15 protein-coding genes are annotated in these 15,087 nt (G+C 71.3%); 5 read left to right on the top strand and 10 right to left on the bottom strand.

The window, feature by feature from the left end; translation table 11 throughout:
• Positions 1-44 precede the first annotated feature (44 nt).
• Genes ABIC29_RS01995 through ABIC29_RS01965 form a run of 7 tightly spaced genes read right to left on the bottom strand, consistent with a single transcriptional unit; the run spans position 45 to position 7,514 of the window.
• Positions 45-875 (bottom strand): sulfurtransferase, encoded by an 831-nt coding sequence (locus ABIC29_RS01995; protein ID WP_354242245.1) that lies wholly within the window; start codon positions 873-875, stop codon positions 45-47.
• Positions 872-1,648 (bottom strand): ABC transporter ATP-binding protein, encoded by a 777-nt coding sequence (locus ABIC29_RS01990; RefSeq protein ID WP_116080617.1) that lies wholly within the window; start codon positions 1,646-1,648, stop codon positions 872-874. Before ABIC29_RS01990 ends, ABIC29_RS01995 begins: the two co-directional genes overlap by 4 nt.
• Positions 1,649-1,652: 4 nt before the next feature.
• Entirely contained in the window at positions 1,653-2,693 is a 1,041-nt protein-coding gene (locus ABIC29_RS01985) for an ABC transporter substrate-binding protein (protein ID WP_116080616.1), read from the bottom strand.
• A 34-nt stretch (positions 2,694-2,727) separates the two neighbouring features.
• Positions 2,728-3,606 (bottom strand): ABC transporter permease, encoded by an 879-nt coding sequence (locus tag ABIC29_RS01980; RefSeq protein WP_116080615.1) that lies wholly within the window; start codon positions 3,604-3,606, stop codon positions 2,728-2,730.
• Positions 3,603-5,021 carry an NtaA/DmoA family FMN-dependent monooxygenase gene (locus tag ABIC29_RS01975; RefSeq protein ID WP_116080614.1) on the bottom strand — a complete coding sequence of 473 codons (1,419 nt, stop codon included), beginning with the start codon at positions 5,019-5,021 and terminating at the stop codon, positions 3,603-3,605. Before ABIC29_RS01975 ends, ABIC29_RS01980 begins: the two co-directional genes overlap by 4 nt.
• A 7-nt stretch (positions 5,022-5,028) precedes the next feature.
• Positions 5,029-6,483 carry an NtaA/DmoA family FMN-dependent monooxygenase gene (locus ABIC29_RS01970; RefSeq protein WP_116080613.1) on the bottom strand — a complete coding sequence of 485 codons (1,455 nt, stop codon included), beginning with the start codon at positions 6,481-6,483 and terminating at the stop codon, positions 5,029-5,031.
• Positions 6,480-7,514 (bottom strand): aldo/keto reductase, encoded by a 1,035-nt coding sequence (locus ABIC29_RS01965; RefSeq protein ID WP_354242239.1) that lies wholly within the window; start codon positions 7,512-7,514, stop codon positions 6,480-6,482. Before ABIC29_RS01965 ends, ABIC29_RS01970 begins: the two co-directional genes overlap by 4 nt.
• A 137-nt stretch (positions 7,515-7,651) precedes the next feature.
• On the opposite strand from ABIC29_RS01965, the gene ABIC29_RS01960 reads away from it, so the two are divergent.
• The 5 genes from ABIC29_RS01960 to ABIC29_RS01940 all read left to right on the top strand — a co-directional run bounded on the left by ABIC29_RS01960 (position 7,652) and on the right by ABIC29_RS01940 (position 12,049).
• On the top strand, positions 7,652-7,903 hold the full coding sequence (locus ABIC29_RS01960; protein ID WP_354242236.1) for a hypothetical protein: 252 nt from the start codon (positions 7,652-7,654) through the stop codon (positions 7,901-7,903).
• Positions 7,904-8,020: 117 nt separating this feature from the next.
• Positions 8,021-9,577, top strand: coding sequence for a helix-turn-helix domain-containing protein (locus ABIC29_RS01955; protein ID WP_116080610.1), 1,557 nt, complete (start codon positions 8,021-8,023; stop codon positions 9,575-9,577).
• A gap of 136 nt (positions 9,578-9,713) precedes the next feature.
• Positions 9,714-11,162: an NAD(P)/FAD-dependent oxidoreductase gene (locus ABIC29_RS01950; RefSeq protein WP_354242233.1), complete on the top strand. Its 1,449-nt coding sequence runs from the start codon at positions 9,714-9,716 to the stop codon at positions 11,160-11,162.
• On the top strand, positions 11,159-11,524 hold the full coding sequence (locus ABIC29_RS01945) for a cupin domain-containing protein (protein WP_354242230.1): 366 nt from the start codon (positions 11,159-11,161) through the stop codon (positions 11,522-11,524). Before ABIC29_RS01950 ends, ABIC29_RS01945 begins: the two co-directional genes overlap by 4 nt.
• A gap of 159 nt (positions 11,525-11,683) precedes the next feature.
• Entirely contained in the window at positions 11,684-12,049 is a 366-nt protein-coding gene (locus ABIC29_RS01940) for a RidA family protein (RefSeq protein ID WP_354242227.1), read from the top strand.
• 34 nt (positions 12,050-12,083) lie between these two features.
• On the opposite strand, the gene ABIC29_RS01935 is transcribed toward ABIC29_RS01940, so the two are convergent.
• The 3 genes from ABIC29_RS01935 to ABIC29_RS01925 form a co-directional block, all read right to left on the bottom strand.
• The gene (locus tag ABIC29_RS01935) at positions 12,084-12,815 is read right to left on the bottom strand and encodes a winged helix-turn-helix transcriptional regulator (protein ID WP_116080607.1); all 732 of its coding nucleotides are present in this window, start codon (positions 12,813-12,815) and stop codon (positions 12,084-12,086) included.
• 10 nt (positions 12,816-12,825) lie between these two features.
• A complete protein-coding gene (locus ABIC29_RS01930; protein ID WP_354242224.1) occupies positions 12,826-13,290 on the bottom strand; it encodes a VOC family protein in 465 nt (154 codons plus the stop codon).
• Between the two features lie 146 nt (positions 13,291-13,436).
• The gene (locus tag ABIC29_RS01925) at positions 13,437-15,071 is read right to left on the bottom strand and encodes a PucR family transcriptional regulator ligand-binding domain-containing protein (protein WP_354242221.1); all 1,635 of its coding nucleotides are present in this window, start codon (positions 15,069-15,071) and stop codon (positions 13,437-13,439) included.
• Between the last annotated feature and the right edge of the window lie 16 nt (positions 15,072-15,087).

Here is a 15,087-nt window from a genome sequence, read left to right as displayed (position 1 = left end):
CCGACGACCCGCTCGACCGACGGTCCGCCCGGCCGACGACCAGCTCAGCCGACGAGGCTCGGCTCGTCGCGCTCGACGGGGCGCGAGGCATCCGCGCTCCATTCCGACCACGAGCCGACGTAGACCGCGACGTCCTCGCCGAGCGCCGAGAGCGCGAGGGCGTTGAACGTCGCCGCGACGCCGCCACCGCACGAGACCGCGATCGGCGAGCCGAGCGGGACCCCGAGATCGACCAGGCGCCGACGCACGTCGTCGGCGGGCCGGAGCACGCCGTCCTCGTCGAGGAGGTCCGTCGCCGGCAGGCTGACGGACGAGGGGATCCGCCCCTCGGCGAACTGGCGCGAGCCACGGGCGTCGAGCAGCGCCCTCCGTTCGGCGAATCCGGTGACGTCATCCGCCCCGATCGGCCCGAGCCGACCGCCGGACAGCACCACGTCGCCCGGTTCCGGCGGCACGATCGTGTCGGAGGTCGGATGTCCGGCCGCGATCCAGGCGCGAAGTCCGCCCTCGAGCACGCGGACCCGGTCGAACCCGGCCCACCGCAGGACCCAGGCGGCCCGCGCGGCGGACACCCCGTTCCGGTCGTCGTACACGACGACGACCGAGTCGTTCCGGATGCCCCACCGTCGCGCCGCGACCTGCAGCTCCTCGACGGCGGGAAGCGGGAACCGGCCGGTGCCGGGGCCCGGGCGGGCGGCGAGGTCCCGCGGCAGGTCGACGAAGACCGCACCCGGCAGGTGGGCGTCGGCGTAGTCATGGGGTACGGCGCCGACACGCGGATCGAAGCGCACGTCGAGCAGGATCGGCGTCTCCCCGCGATCGATGTCCGCCGCGAGTTCGGCGACGCCGACGAATGACTTCTGCCAGCCGCTCATCGGGCCACCTCTTCCAGTTCGGCGATGCGGTCCAGTTCGTGCAGTGCGGCGTACACCTCTGCTTCCCGGTCGAGCAGGCCGCGGTCGCCGCGGGTCCTCGGCCTGGGCTCGTCGATCGAGAACTCGCGGAAGATGCGTCCGGGCCTCGGCGACAGCAGCACGATGCGATCGGCGAGGAAGACGGCCTCCCCCACGTCGTGCGTGACGAACACGACGGTTCGGCGGTGCCGCTCCCAGAGCTCCAGCAGCTCCTCCTGCAGCGTGATGCGCGTCAGGTGGTCGACGGCCCCGAAGGGCTCGTCCATGAGGAGCACCTCAGGGTCGCTCACGAGCGCCCGCGCGATCCCGGCGCGCTGGCGCATGCCGCCCGACAGCTGATGCGGGTACTTGCCCTCGAACCCGGCGAGGCCCACGGCCTCGAGCTGCGTGCGTGAGCGCCGCCGGCGTTCGCCCGCCGGGACGCCGCGGAACTCGAGCCCGACCTCCACGTTCTGCTGGAGGGTTCGCCACGGGAACAGCGATGCGTCCTGGAAGGCCACGCCGACCCGTCGGTCCGGTCCCGAGATCGGGGCGCCGTCGAGGAGCACGTCGCCCTCGGTCGGCTCCTGGAGGCCGGCGAGCAGCTCGAGCAGCGTGCTCTTGCCGCAGCCGCTCGGCCCGAGCAGCACAACGAACTCGCCCTCGCCCACGGCGAGGTCGATCGACTCCAACGCCGTCACCGGCGGCGTTCCGCCGTACCGCTGCGAGACGCCCCTGACCTCGAAGACCGGCATGTCGCTACTCGGCCTTCGACTCGGGGTACTCGAACGGCTTGACGAACTCCTGCGGGATGAAGCGCAGGTCGATGAACTTCTCGGCGTCGTACTCCTCGTCCTGGTTGCCGACCGCGATCTCGATCTCCTGCGTGTCCGCAATGGCGTCGAAGTCGACGTCGGGGTTGTTGTCCCAGATCTCGTCCTCGGCCTCGATCGCCTGTGCGACGGCCTCCGGGTCGATCGTGTCGAGCTGCTCCTGGAGCCACGGCACGTACTCGTCGTAGTGCGCCTTCGTGTACGTGTAGGTCTCGAAGTACGCGCGGAGGGCGCGCTCGAGCAGGTCGGGGTCGTCGGCGATCGTCGCGTCGCTCGCGATGAGGACACCCGTGTGGTACGTCGGCAGGTAGTCCCAGCCGCGCGCCAGGGTCGTGGTCTCGCCCTCGATCTCGCCGAGCGCCGGGAACGGCTGGTGGATGATCGAGGCGTCGACCGTGCCCGCCAGGATCGACCCGTAGGCCTGGTCCGCGGTGCCGGTGTTCACGAACGTGACGTCGTCGCGGCTGACGCCGTTCTCCTCGAGGATCGTGACGAGATAGGTCTCCATGCTCGAGCCCGCCGCCACGTTGTTGATGGTCTTGCCCTTGAGGTCCTCGATCGAGTCGATGCCGTCGCGGGCGATGAGCCAGAACGGCCCCTTGCTGCGGAACGCCGAGGAGACGATCTTGATGGGCGATCCGAGGGCAGCGGCACGGAGGTAGTTCGACGTGGGGCCGAACGCGAGCGTGAGCTCCCCGGTGGCGACGCCGGTCACGGCATCCTGCACCTGCGTGAACTCGACGTCCAGGCCCTCCTCGTCGAAGAACCCCTTCTCGACGCCGAAGCGCAGCGGCAGCTGGGTGTAGCTCGTGCTGTCCTGCAGCACGAGGGTCTTGCGTTCGACCGAGGCGGCCGAGTCCGAGTCGTCCGCCGCCTCGGCGGCGGCGGAGCACCCGCTGAGCCCGGCGGCGAGGAGCAGGGCGGCGCCGGCGGCCAGGAGGGCGGAGGATCTGCGTGAGCGTGACATGGTTCCCGTTTCGTTTCTGATGTTGAGCGTGGAGTTACTGGAGGTACTTCCACCGCAGGAGGACCTTCTTCTCGAGGAGGTCGACGGCGGCGATGATGAGCACCGAGAAGACGGTGATGGCGAGCACGAGCCCGAAGATGCTCGGGGTGTCGTACTTGCCGACGGCGGTGTTGAGCATGTTCCCCAGGCCCGCCTTCGAGGCGATGATCTCGGCGAAGAGGGCGGCGACGAGGGCGGTGCCGGCCTCGATGCGGAGTGCCGCGACGATGGTCGGCGACGCCGACGGCAGGATCACCTTGGTCACGGTCTGCCACTGGCTCGCCCGGTTCACCCGCGCGATCTTCAGGTGGTTCGCGTCGACCTGCCGGATGCCCGCGAGCGTGTTGAACACGAACAGGAAGTAGCTGAACAGGAAGACGATCGCGACCTTGTGCTCGATCCCGATGCCGATGTAGAACGTCAGCAACGGGATGAGCGTGACCTTCGGCACCGCCATCGCGGCCGAGACGAACGGTCGGAGGAACTGCTCGATGGTCTTGGAGAGCCCCATGATCACGCCAGTGCCGACACCGAAGGCGAAGCCCAGCACGACGCCCAGCGTCGCCTCCCACAGGGTGACGAGGAGGTTGCCGAAGAGGTTCCCCTCGACGATCAGGTCGGGGAACGCCTCCACGATCTGCGTCGGTGACGCCAGGTAGAGCGATTTGACGGTCCCGGAGTCGACCGCCCACTGCATGAGTCCGAGCCCCGCGGCCACCACGATCAGCTGCGCCGTCACGATGCCGATGCGAAGGCCCCTTGGGCGACGACGTGCGGCACCTGCGGCCCCCACGATTCCGCGGCGCTCCGAGCGCTCGCCGGCGATGGCGTCGACGGATGCCGCGCGCGGGGCCTCGGCGGTCCCGACGCTCATGTCGCCGCCCCCTCGGACGCGAACCGGTTCTCGGGCACGCTGAGGCCGAGGTGCTCGCGGAAGGTGCGTCCCTCGTACTCCGTGCGGAAGAGCCCGCGACGCTGCAGTTCCGGCACCACCAGCCGGGTGAACGCGTCGACCGAACCCGGCACGAAGTCGGGGAAGATGTTGAATCCGTCGGCCGCACCGGTCTCGAACCAGAACTGCAGGTGGTCGGCGACCTCGATCGGGTCGCCCACCACGACCGCACCCTGTCGCGCGATGCCGTCGATCAGGTCGCGGTAGGTGATCCGAGCATCGCCCGTCGCGTCGAGCGTGCGGCGGGTGAGCGTCGTGATGCGCGCGAGGATGCGTGCGCCGTCCTCGTTCACCTCGTCGGCGATCGAACTCGGCACGGCGGCGTCGAGCGGGTTGCCCGTGACGTCGACGCCGATGATCCGGCTCACCGAGGCGAGGTTGCGCTTGAGCGCCTGTCCGAGTCCGCCGAACCGCACCGACTCGACGACCTCGTCCTCGGGGTCGAGCGGGAGCAGCGCGTTCAGCCGGTCGTAGACCGCGACCGCCTCCGCCGTGGTCTCCGCGACGATGACGCTGAGGCCGGGGAGGATCAGCACCTCCTCGGCGCCCCTGCCGTTCGCCGCCGCCCGCGCCTTGATGTCGGCGTAGTACTCCCGCGCCGACGTGATGTCGGACTGCCCGGCGAAGACGACGTCCGCCTCGCGCCCGGCGAGCTCGCGCGAGCGCTCGGAGGTTCCCGCGTGCAGGAGCACGACCTGGCCCTGCGGCGGCCGGGCGACGTTCAACGGGCCGGCCACGCGGAAGTGCTCGCCGTCGTGGTCGATCGCGTGCACGGCCGACGGGTCGATGTAGCGACCGCTCTCCTGGTCGCGGACGAGCGCGCCGTCCTCCCAGCTGTCCCAGAGGTCGCGCACCACGTCGACGAACTCGTCGGCCCAGTCGTACCGGTGCTCGGCATCCCAGTGCTCGGCCCGGCTGAAGTTCGCCGCGGCCGCGGCATCCGCACCGGTCACGAGGTTCCATGACGCCCGACCTCGACTGAGGTGGTCGAGCGAGGCGGTCAGGCGCGCGATCGTGTACGGGTCGGAGTAGGTCGGGTTCGCGGTCACGACGATGCCGATCGACTCGGTCGCGGCGGCGATGGCCGCGGCAGCCGTGAACGGCTCGAGCCGGCTCATCTGCGCGGGATTCGTGGCGGCGAGCGCCGGATCCGTGGCCAGGCGATCGCCGAGGAACAGGAAGTCGAACTTGGCCGCCTCCGCGATGCGCGTCACCGCCTGGATGAACTCGATGTCGTAGGCGCCGTCGGCCTTCGACCCCGGGTACCGCCAGCCGGCGGTGTGGGTCCCGGTCGCCCAGAACATGAGCCCGAGATGCAGCTGCCTCGTGGTGGTCATGATGCTCCTACGCTCGGGCCGCGGTCGCGGCGATGTCGGTCTCGGTCCAGGGGCTCTCCGGCCTCGCGAGCCCCAGGTGCTCGCGCAACGTGGTGCCCGCGTACTCGGTGCGGAACAGGCCGCGTCGTCGCAGTTCGGGCACGACGAGGTCGGCGAAGGCGTGGAGTTGCTCGACCAGGAACGCCGACTGGATGTTGAATCCGTCGGATGCCCCGGACGTGAACCACTCCTCGATGTAGTCGGCCACGTCGGAAGCGCTGCCGACCACGAGGTGGCCGGCGACGATGTGCGCGTGGAGCAGGTCGCGCCAGGTCGTCGCGTGGTCGCCGCCCACCGTTCGCCCGGTGCGTCGCTCGACGGCGCCGACGAGCTGCCGGCCCACCGGGGTGAAGCCCGTCGCCACCGACGCCGGAACGGGATCGTCGAGGTCGTGTCCGGTCGCGTCGTACCCGACGCGCTGCGACAGCGCGCCGAGGTTGCGGAGTCCGGGGCCCTGGTCCTCGCGGCGGCCGATCGTCTCCGACGGCGCCCAGTGGCCGGGCTCGCGGCCGCCGAATCGGATGTCGTCATCGAGGATGATCAGCGCGTTCAGCTCCTCGTAGATCTCCCGGGCGCGTTCGGTCGTCTCGGCGACGATCGGGGTGAGGCCCGGCAGCACGGCGAGGTCGTCTGGGTCGCGGCCGAAGCCGAGCGCGCGGCGGCGGATGTCGTCGCGATACGCGACCCCCTGCTCGATGGTGGCGGCCGCAGCGAAGAGCACGTCGGCGTCGCGCGCGCCGAGGTCGCGAGAGCGATCGGAGGTGCCGGCGTGGAGGATGACGGGATGGCCCTGCGGCGGCCGGGCGACGTTCAACGGCCCGCGCACCTGGAAGGCGGCGCCGTCATGGTCGAGCCGGTGCACCTTCGAGCCGTCGACGAACGCGCCGGATTCCTTGTCGCGGATGAAGGCGTCGTCCTCCCAGCTGTCCCAGAGGGCGCGCACGACGGCCACGAACTCGTCGGCGCGGTCGTACCTGGCGTTCGCGTCGCCGTGCTCGTCGCGCGAGTAGTTGCCCGCGGCTCGACCGTCGGCGCCCGTGACGATGTTCCACGAGGCGCGACCGTGCGAGATGTGGTCGAGCGAGGCGGTGAGCCTGGCCAGGTTGAACGGCTCGGAGTACGTCGGATTCGCCGTGACGACGAGGCCGATCCGGCTCGTCTTCGTCGCGAGGTACGACGCGGTGGTGAACGGCTCGATGCGAGCGATCACCGAGGTGTTGGTGAGCTCGTACTCGACCCCCGTCGCGAGGCGGTCGCCGAAGAAGAAGAAGTCGAACGCGGCCGCCTCGGCGATGCGCGCGAGCTCGACGATGTAGTCGGGATCGAAGGCTCTGACGTGCTCGGCACCCGGATACCGCCAGCCCGCCGGGTGGGTTCCGTTGGCCCAGTACATGTAGCCCAGGTGCAGCTGCCGGGCGCTCATGCCGCCACCTCCGAGGTCGTGCGCGGAGCCGCGACGGCCCCGGTCTCCTTCCCGGGAGCGCCGCTCAGGTCTCCGGGCAGGATGGCGGAGAGCTCGGCGAGGTCGTCAGGGCTCGGGCGCCACGCGGCTGCCTCGAGGTTCGCGTCGAGCTGCTCTGGACGGGTGACCCCGGCGATGACGCTCGAGACCGCCGGGCGGGCGAGCAGCCAGCCGATCGCCAGCGCCGTCTCGGAGACGCCGCGCTCGGCCGCGAACGACCGGTAGCGCTCGAGCGCGTCCCACGGGGCGCGATCGAACAGGTGCGCCTTCAGGTTGGTGATCTTGGCGCCGGCCGGCGCGGCATCCGCCCGGTACTTGCCCGTCAGCAACCCGTTCTGCAGCGGGAAGTAGGGGAAGAACCCGACGCCGTAGTGCTCGAGCGCCGGCAGCAGTTCGCGCTCGGGATCTCGCCACAGCAGGCTGTACTCGTTGGTGGCAGAGATGAACCGCGTCGACCGGTTCGCGCGGGCGACGTGCTCGGCCTCGGCCACCTGCCACGCGGCGAAGTTGGAGCTGCCCGCATAGAGGATCTTGCCCTCGCGGACCAGGTCGTCGAGCACCGAGAGGGTCTCCTCGACGGGCGTCTCGGAGTCGGGGACGTGGATCTGGTACAGGTCGAGGTAGTCGGTGCGGAGCCGGGTGAGCGACCCCTCGACCGCGCGCCGGATGTACCGGCGCGATCCGCGAACGCCCCAGTCGTCGCCGTTCAGGCCGCGAAGGGGCACGCCGAACTTCGAGCCGATCACGACCCGGTCGCGTCGGTCGCCGAGCGCGCGACCGAGGATGCTCTCGCTCTGCCCCGGTTCGTCGCCGTAGGCGTCGGCGACGTCGAAGTAGGTGATGCCGAGCTCGAGGGCCCGGCCGACGATCTCGTCGGCCGCGCGCTGGCTCGTGGCGGCCATCCCGCTGCGGCCGAACGTGCTGGCGCCGACCCCGACCTCGGAGACGACGAGCCCCGATCGGCCGACGGTCCTGTATCCCTGCTGTGTCATGGCCGCGACGCTACGGACGGGCGTCAGCGAGGTGCAACCGACGGTTCACACCGGGTCATCGGGATTCACAGTTCGTCAGGCAGGACCGGTTCCGGGCCGTGTCAGGGGCCGGATGTGTCCGACCATGACCGCGGACGATGACGAACCGTGTCTTCAGACCGGCCGGTCGAGGTCGGTCGAGCCCCGTCGGGGGCGGCGCCGGCGACGAGCCGGGTGCCGCCCACCCATCCGCGGAACTCCTCGAGCACCTCTGGCGCCACGAGCACGGCCCCGGCTTCGTCACGGCATCCGTCATCGACCCGTTCGGCACCGTGCTCAGCGTCATGACGAACACGCACCACCTCGAGATGCTGGACCACGACGCCGCACCCCAGCCAGCAGGACGGTGATTCTTCCGCTCGCTTCTGCGATTGATCTCCTCGAATCGGCGCGATCCTCCGCCGATTCGCAGAACATTCACGAGAGTTCCGTTTGCGGCATCCGCTCGCCCGTGTGACCATCGAAAGATGATCACCGCCGATCGACCCCCCAGCCGCACCGCCCGCGACCCTCGCCAGACCGCGCAGGCGGCCACCGGCGCGGTCGTCGGGCCCGGGTTCGGACGCGGCACCGGGGCCGACGACGAGCCGGGCACCGAGGTCGACGCGCTCACGCTCGGACGCCGCATCCGCGAACGCCGCGCGGCGCGCGGCATGACGCTCGGCGAGCTCGCCGCCGCCATCGAGCGGGCGCCGTCGCAGGTCAGCGCCATCGAGAACGGCAAGCGCGAGCCGCGCCTGTCGATGCTGCGCACGATCGCGCTCGCGCTCGGCACGACCGCCGACGAGCTGCTGAAGACGGATGCCCCGTCGGAGCGCGCGGCGCTCGAGATCGCCGTCGAGCGCGCCCAGCGCGGGCCGGTCTTCGCGGCACTGGGGCTGCCGTCGTTCCGCGTGGCGAAGGGCATGAGCGACCAGACGCTCACCACGATCCTCGCGCTGCACCAGGAGATCGACCGCCTGCACCGCGAACGCGCCGCGACGCCCGAAGAGGCGCGGCGCGCCAACGCCCAACTGCGCGCCGAGATGCGGGCGCGCGACAACTTCTACCCCGAGCTCGAGGCCAAGGCCGCCGAGCTGCTCGAGGCCGTCGGGCACACCGGCGGCCCGGTCTCGCACCAGCTCGTCGCCGACATGGCCGGACACCTCGGCTACTCGCTGCACTACGTCGGCGACCTGCCGCACTCGACCCGCTCGGTGACCGACAAGCGCAACGGCCGGGTGTACCTGCCCACGGCGCAGTCGCCGTCGCGCGACTCGCGCTCCCCCATCCTGCAGGCGCTCGCCTCCCACCTGCTCGGGCACCACGAGCCCCGCGACTACGCCGAGTTCCTGCGGCAGCGCATCGAGACGAACTACCTCACCGCGGCGATCCTGCTGCCCGAGCAGGCCACGGTTCGCTTCCTCACCGAGGCGAAGAACCTGCGCCGCATCTCGATGGAAGACCTGCGCGACGCGTTCGCCGTCTCGTACGAGACCGCCGCGCACCGGTTCACGAACGTCGCGACGGCACGTCTCGACATCCCCGTGCACTTCACGAAGGTGCACGAGTCGGGCACCATCATCAAGGCGTACGAGAACGACCGCGTGCGGTTCCCGTCCGACGCGCTGGGCGCGATCGAGGGCACCACGATGTGCCGCAACTGGACCGCGCGCACCGTGTTCGACGTCGAGGACCGCTTCAGCCCCTGGTACCAGTACACCGACACCTCGTCCGGCACGTTCTGGTGCACCTCGCGCATCGAGAAGGCGAAGGAGGGCGAGTACTCGGTCTCGGTCGGCGTGCCGTTCGAGCACGTCAAGTGGTTCCGGGGGCGCGAGACACCCCACCGTGCGGTTTCACGTTGCCCCGACCCGTCGTGCTGCCAGGCGCCCGCAGGGCTCGCCGAGCGATGGGCGGATGCCTCGTGGCCGGCCGCGCGAACCCCGACCTCGCTGCTCGCGGCGCTGCCGACCGGCACGTTCCCCGGGGTCGACCAGACCGAGGTGTTCCAGTTCCTCGAGGCGCACGCGCCGACCGCCTGACCGTCGTCGGCCGGCGGCCGGTGCGCGCGGCACAGCCTGTCCGGCGCGGGGCGGATGTCGAGACAGCCGCCACTGGCGCGGCCGGCGCGGGGCACGGGAGGATGGTTCCACCACAACCGCATCGGAGTGATACCCCGTGGGAACCACCGTCTTCGAACGACGTCAACCACCCGCACGCGTCGTCGAGCACTCGCTCGCCGCAACCCGCCAGGCCGTCTTCTGGCTCGAGGACCTCCCCGAGGGCGCCGTCGGCGGCCGGGCGAAGCTCACCGGCACGCGGGTCGCCGACCTGGTGATCGTCGGCGGCGGGTACACCGGCCTCTGGAGCGCGGTGCTGGCCAAGCGCCGCAACCCGAACGCGCGCGTCGTGCTCGTCGAGGCGAAGTCGATCGGATGGGCCGCCTCGGGTCGCAACGGCGGCTTCTGCGAGGCGAGCCTCACGCACGGCCACGAGAACGGAATGTCGCGCTGGCCCGACGAGATGGCCACGCTCAACCGGCTCGGGCTCGAGAACCTCGACGCGATCGAGGCGTCCGAGGCCGAGCTCGGCATGGACTTCCACTTCGAGCGCACCGGGCAGCTCGCTCCCGCGATCGAGGAGCACCAGGTCGAGTGGCTGCGCGAGATGCACGCCGAGGCGGTCGCCGAGGGCGACGACGACGTCGTGTTCCTCGACGAGCGCGAGGTCCAGGCATCCGTCGCCTCGCCGACCTATCTCGCGGGCGTGTGGGAGAAGCGCACGAACGGCATGCTCCACCCGGCGCGGCTCGCGTCGGAGCTCGCGCGCGTCGCCGAGGAGCTCGGCGTCGAGATCTTCGAGCACTCGCCCGTGAAGGGCATCGAGACGCCGGGCTCGACGGGCGCCGTCAGCGTGATCACCGACGGCGGCCGCGTCGACGCGACGCACGCGGTGCTCGCGACGAACGTGTTCCCGTCGCTGCTGAAGCGCAACCGGCTCATGACCGTGCCGGTCTACGACTACGTGCTCATGACCGAGCCGCTCTCGCCGCAGCAGCTGGCCGACATCGGCTGGAACGATCGCCAGGGCATCGGCGACATGGCGAACCAGTTCCACTACTACCGCCTGTCGAAGGACAACCGCATCCTCTTCGGCGGCTACGACGCGATCTACCACTACGGCCGTCGGGTGCGCAGCGAGTACGAGCGCCGCCCGCAGACCTGGCAGACGCTCGCGAGCCACTTCTTCACGACGTTCCCGCAGCTCGAGGGCCTGCAGTTCAGTCACCAGTGGGCGGGCGCGATCGACACGAGCACGCAGTTCACGGCGTTCTTCGGCACGGCCCGCGACCACCGCGTCGCCTACGCGGCGGGATTCACAGGGCTCGGCGTCGGATCGACGCGGTTCGCCGCCGAGACGATGCTCGACCTGCTCGAGCGACGCGAGAACGAGCGCACCCAGCTCGAGATGGTGCGCAAGCGGCCCCTGCCGTTCCCGCCGGAGCCCGCGGCCTCGATCGGCATCAACGCGACCCGCTGGTCGCTCGACCGCGCCGACCACAACGGCGGCCGTCGCAACCTGCTGCTGAAGACGCTCGACGCCCTCGGGCTGGGGTTCGACTCGTGACCGGGATCGATCGGCTCGCAGCCGCAACGGTGACGGATGCCGCGACGGCACTGCTGGCGCACGAACCCGTCTCGGCCGGCCAGCTCGTCGATGGGTCGCCGGCCACGGGCCACCTCGTGCTCGACCGGGCGGAGGACGATGCCCGCACCGTCGGCATCTGGGAGATGACCCCCGGCGCGATGCGCGACGTCGAGGCCGACGAGGTGATCGTGGTGCTCTCGGGCGACGCGACGGTGGACTTCGAGTCGCCCGACCTGCCGTCGATCGAGCTGGGCCCGGGTTCGGTCGTGCGGCTCGAGGCCGGCATGCGCACCGTGTGGACCGTGCGCGAGACGCTGCGCAAGGTGTACGTCGCGCCGTAACCGCCTCGCCCGGTCAGGACGCACCGAGCTGTAGCCGGATCGACCGGATCGAACCACGCCACGCCCCAGCCGGTCGCACGGGGTCACTCGTTTTGCACGCGACATCCGGCGCCGGTAGGAAGGGGCGGAACCGTTCCCGAACAGGCAGGAAGCACCAGCATGCGCAAGCTCGTCACCACCGGGTCCCCGTGGGAGACCAAGATCGGGTACTCCCGGGCCGTCGTCGTCGGCGACACGATCCACATCTCCGAGACCGCCGGCGCGGGTGACGACCTCTACGCGCAGACGCGGTCAGCGCTCGCGACGATCGAGTCGGTACTCGTCGAGAACGGGTTCTCGCTCGGCGACGTCGTGCAGAGCCGCCTCGCCGTCAGCGACTTCGCCAACTGGGAGGAGGCGGCCCGCGCCCACGGCGAGGTCTACTCGGAGATCCGCCCGGCGTTCACGCTCACGCACGCCCTGCCGTTCGTCGACCCCGCGATCCTCGTCGAGGTCGGCGCCGTGGCCACCCGCAGCGGAGTCTGACCCGCACGGCGTCCTGACATCGACCGCGCGCCGACTATGCCGCGACGGCGGCCTCGGCATCCGTCGTCGGCGTCGCCGGTTCGATGCGGAACGTGGCACCGAACCGCTCGAGCAGCTCGTCGCCGCCCGCCACCACCGTGAGCCCGCCGGCGGCGCGCTCGCCCTCCGGCTCCCCCGAGAGCACGCCGGGCAGCGCCCGGGGCTCGAGCAGGAGTTCGAGCACGCCCGTCGGCACCGGCTCCAGCGCCGAGCGCCGGCGTGGTTGCGGCAGGGCTCCGTGGCCGACCGGCACGACGTCGAGCGTGCGGCCGACGACGATCGCCGACAGGGACACGGCCCCCACGTGCAGCACGTACTCGGTCGGCGGGAGCTCGGCCGCGGCATCCGGTCGGAATGCAGCGCGCAGCGCGAACGCGAGCGAGTCGGCACTGACCGTCTCGTCGTCGCCGGGTACGCCGAGCACGCTCCAGCCCCAGCGCTCGAGCGCCGTGATGACGGGCTCCAGGTCGCGGCCGAGCGGGGTGAGCTCGTAGCCGCCGCGCACGGTCGGCACACGCCGGAGCACCCCGGCCTCCTGCAACTCCTTGAGCCGATCGCTCAGGATGTTGGTCGGGATCCGGGGCAGTCCGGCCTTCAGGTCGCCGTAGCGGCGGGGGCCGACGAGCAGGTCGCGAACGATGAGCAGTGCCCATCGGTCGCCGACCCGTTCGAGCGCCCTCGCCGCTCCGCCGTACTGGCCGTATCCGCGCGCGCCGCGTGTCGCCATGCGGTGGCGGCTACGCCGTCGCGGACGACGACTGCGCAGCCCCCTGCTCGGCCAGGTAGGCGTCGGGGCCCTGCTCGGCGGCCGCCTGCTCCATGAACAGGAACGAGAGGTTGTTGCCGTCGGGGTCGTCGAGGTCGCGCGAGTACATGAATCCGAGGTCTTGGGCGGGGCGCGGCTCGCTGCCACCTGCGGAGAGGCCCTTGGCGAGCACCTCGTCGACCTCGTCACGCGAGTCGCGGCTCAGCGCGATCGACATCTGCGCGTGCGTCTTCGGGTCGATGATCTGCTTGTCGGTGAAGGTGGCGAGGTACTCGCGCTTCAGCACCATGAAGTAGATCGTGTCGCTGAGCACGACGCACGCGGCGTTCTCGTCGGTGAAATCGGGGTTGATGCGGAACCCGAGCGCCTCGTAGAACGCCTTCGCGCGATCGAGGTCGGTGGTGGGAAAGTTCACGAAGATGCTGGTCGCGGTCATGATCTCCTCCTCAGGAGCGTCGTCGAGGATGTTCGTACGACCCAGCTTGCTCTTTGCAAGTGCACTTGTCAATAGCAAGTAATAACGGTTCCGGATGCCTCGGGCCTGCGTCACGGCATGGCATGCGGATGCCTCGGGCGGGCGGCCTAGCGCGCGGCGCTCCGTCGCACGAGCAGCGCCAGGTGCAGCGCCGTGAGCACCTCGCCGTCGTCGAGGTCGACGCCGAGCAGGTCGCCGATGAGCGCGAGCCGCTGGTAGAACACCGACCTGGACAGGTGCGACGCGCCCGCCGCCGCCGTGCGGTTGCCCGGATGCGCGAGCATCGCACCCAGCACGGTCAACAGGTCGCCGTCGCGCGCGAGATCGTACTCGATGAGCGGCGCGAGCATGCGCTCGCTGTGCTGCAGCAGCCGGTGGTCGTCGCGGAGCGACGTGACGAGCCGGATGAGCGGGCGGTCGTCGGCGCGCCGCACGATGAGTCCGCGCGCACCTCGCGGACGCGGACCGCGCGCCAGGTCGGTGGCCTCCTGCACCGAGCCGAGCGCCCCCTCGAGCCCTGCGGCCGCCGCCCCGATCGAGAGCACGAGCCGATCGGCGACCGCCGGGTCGCCGCCCACGAGTGCGAGGCCGAACGCCTGCACCTGCGCGTCGGTCAACGCCCGCGGCACCGAGAGCAGCACGATGCGCGCCCCGGCCGGTGCGCCGGCGGCGTTCGCGGCACCGTCGATCGCGCGCCCCGCGAGCGCCCGCGCCGCGACATCCGCCGCCCCTGCAGCGACCGGCGCACCGGCCGCGACGACGCCGTAGAGCACCGCGCCCTCGACCGGGAGCCCCGCGGCCTCGACGCGGGCCGCCGCGCCCGCGACCCCGGCGAAGCGGCCCGCGAGCAGGCCGTCGACCAGTCGCTGGCGTCCGATGCGGGTCCACTCGTCGCTCGTGCCGTCGGCCAGGCGTCCGAGCGCGAGCGCGATCGCGCCCTGCTCGAGCACGCTCGTGCGGCCCGCCGCGTGCGTCGGCCCCGGCAGCGCGATGAGGTGGCCCCAGCGCGTGCCCCGCGCCTCGACGGGCACGAGGAGCCACTCGCCGGCCTCGGCGCGACGGTGCTCGAGCCGCGAGCGCGCCTCCCAGTTCGTGAAGAGCGCCTCCTCGACGGAGGGCGGCACCTCCGCCGCGACGACCTCGTGGGCGAGGTTCTCGAGCACGACGGCCGAGCCGAGCGTCTGCGCCAGCTGGTGCACGATGTAGTCCGCGGGCGAGCCGCGCAGGCTGAGGGCGGTGAACCGCTCGCGCACCTCGTCGCGCGCCCGCAGGGCGGCCGTCTGCTCCGAGATGATGCGGTTGTGCACGGCTTCGGTGAGCGCGACGAACTTCACCTCGCGGTGCAGCACCACGAGGGCGAGCCCGTGCTCGCGCGCGGACTGCTCGACGACGGCGGGAACGTAGCGGTAGTGCACGCCGAGCTCGAGCACGAGACCGGAGAGCCCCGCGTCGACGAGGCCCGAGATGAACGCGTCCAGGTCTGCCGGCTCGGAAGGCCAACCCGATCCGGTCGAGAGCAGCAGCTCGCCGCCGTCGAGCAGTCGGGCGACGCCGCCGCTGTCGGACACGTGCACCCAGCGCACGCGCGCATCGAGCTGCTCGTCGGCCGCGAGCACCTCGGGCAGGCCGTTCGCCACCGCCTCGAGCGAGAGGATCTCGCGCACGGTCGGCAGGCCGTCACCGAGACGCACCCCACTCGGACGATCCGTCTGGATCGTTCGGTCTTCGCGACGTTCTGACATCGGCGCACCCTCACAC

This window comes from Agromyces sp. PvR057, assembly GCF_040547485.1.
Classification (GTDB): domain Bacteria; phylum Actinomycetota; class Actinomycetes; order Actinomycetales; family Microbacteriaceae; genus Agromyces.
This window is presented reverse-complemented; position numbering and strand designations above follow the sequence as displayed.

Excerpts from the sequence above, each read along its gene's own strand:
- ABIC29_RS01970 (WP_116080613.1), bottom strand. The coding sequence starts at position 6,483 with ATGAGCGCCCGGCAGCTGCACCTGGGCTACATGTACTGGGCCAACGGA.
- ABIC29_RS01975 (WP_116080614.1), bottom strand. The coding sequence starts at position 5,021 with ATGACCACCACGAGGCAGCTGCATCTCGGGCTCATGTTCTGGGCGACC.
- ABIC29_RS01990 (WP_116080617.1), bottom strand. The coding sequence starts at position 1,648 with ATGCCGGTCTTCGAGGTCAGGGGCGTCTCGCAGCGGTACGGCGGAACG.
- ABIC29_RS01980 (WP_116080615.1), bottom strand. The coding sequence starts at position 3,606 with ATGAGCGTCGGGACCGCCGAGGCCCCGCGCGCGGCATCCGTCGACGCC.
- ABIC29_RS01995 (WP_354242245.1), bottom strand. The coding sequence starts at position 875 with ATGAGCGGCTGGCAGAAGTCATTCGTCGGCGTCGCCGAACTCGCGGCG.
- ABIC29_RS01985 (WP_116080616.1), bottom strand. The coding sequence starts at position 2,693 with ATGTCACGCTCACGCAGATCCTCCGCCCTCCTGGCCGCCGGCGCCGCC.
- ABIC29_RS01940 (WP_354242227.1), top strand. The coding sequence starts at position 11,684 with ATGCGCAAGCTCGTCACCACCGGGTCCCCGTGGGAGACCAAGATCGGG.
- ABIC29_RS01935 (WP_116080607.1), bottom strand. The coding sequence starts at position 12,815 with ATGGCGACACGCGGCGCGCGCGGATACGGCCAGTACGGCGGAGCGGCG.
- ABIC29_RS01930 (WP_354242224.1), bottom strand. The coding sequence starts at position 13,290 with ATGACCGCGACCAGCATCTTCGTGAACTTTCCCACCACCGACCTCGAT.
- ABIC29_RS01965 (WP_354242239.1), bottom strand. The coding sequence starts at position 7,514 with ATGACACAGCAGGGATACAGGACCGTCGGCCGATCGGGGCTCGTCGTC.
- ABIC29_RS01925 (WP_354242221.1), bottom strand. The coding sequence starts at position 15,071 with ATGTCAGAACGTCGCGAAGACCGAACGATCCAGACGGATCGTCCGAGT.
- ABIC29_RS01960 (WP_354242236.1), top strand. The coding sequence starts at position 7,652 with ATGACGAACCGTGTCTTCAGACCGGCCGGTCGAGGTCGGTCGAGCCCC.
- ABIC29_RS01955 (WP_116080610.1), top strand. The coding sequence starts at position 8,021 with ATGATCACCGCCGATCGACCCCCCAGCCGCACCGCCCGCGACCCTCGC.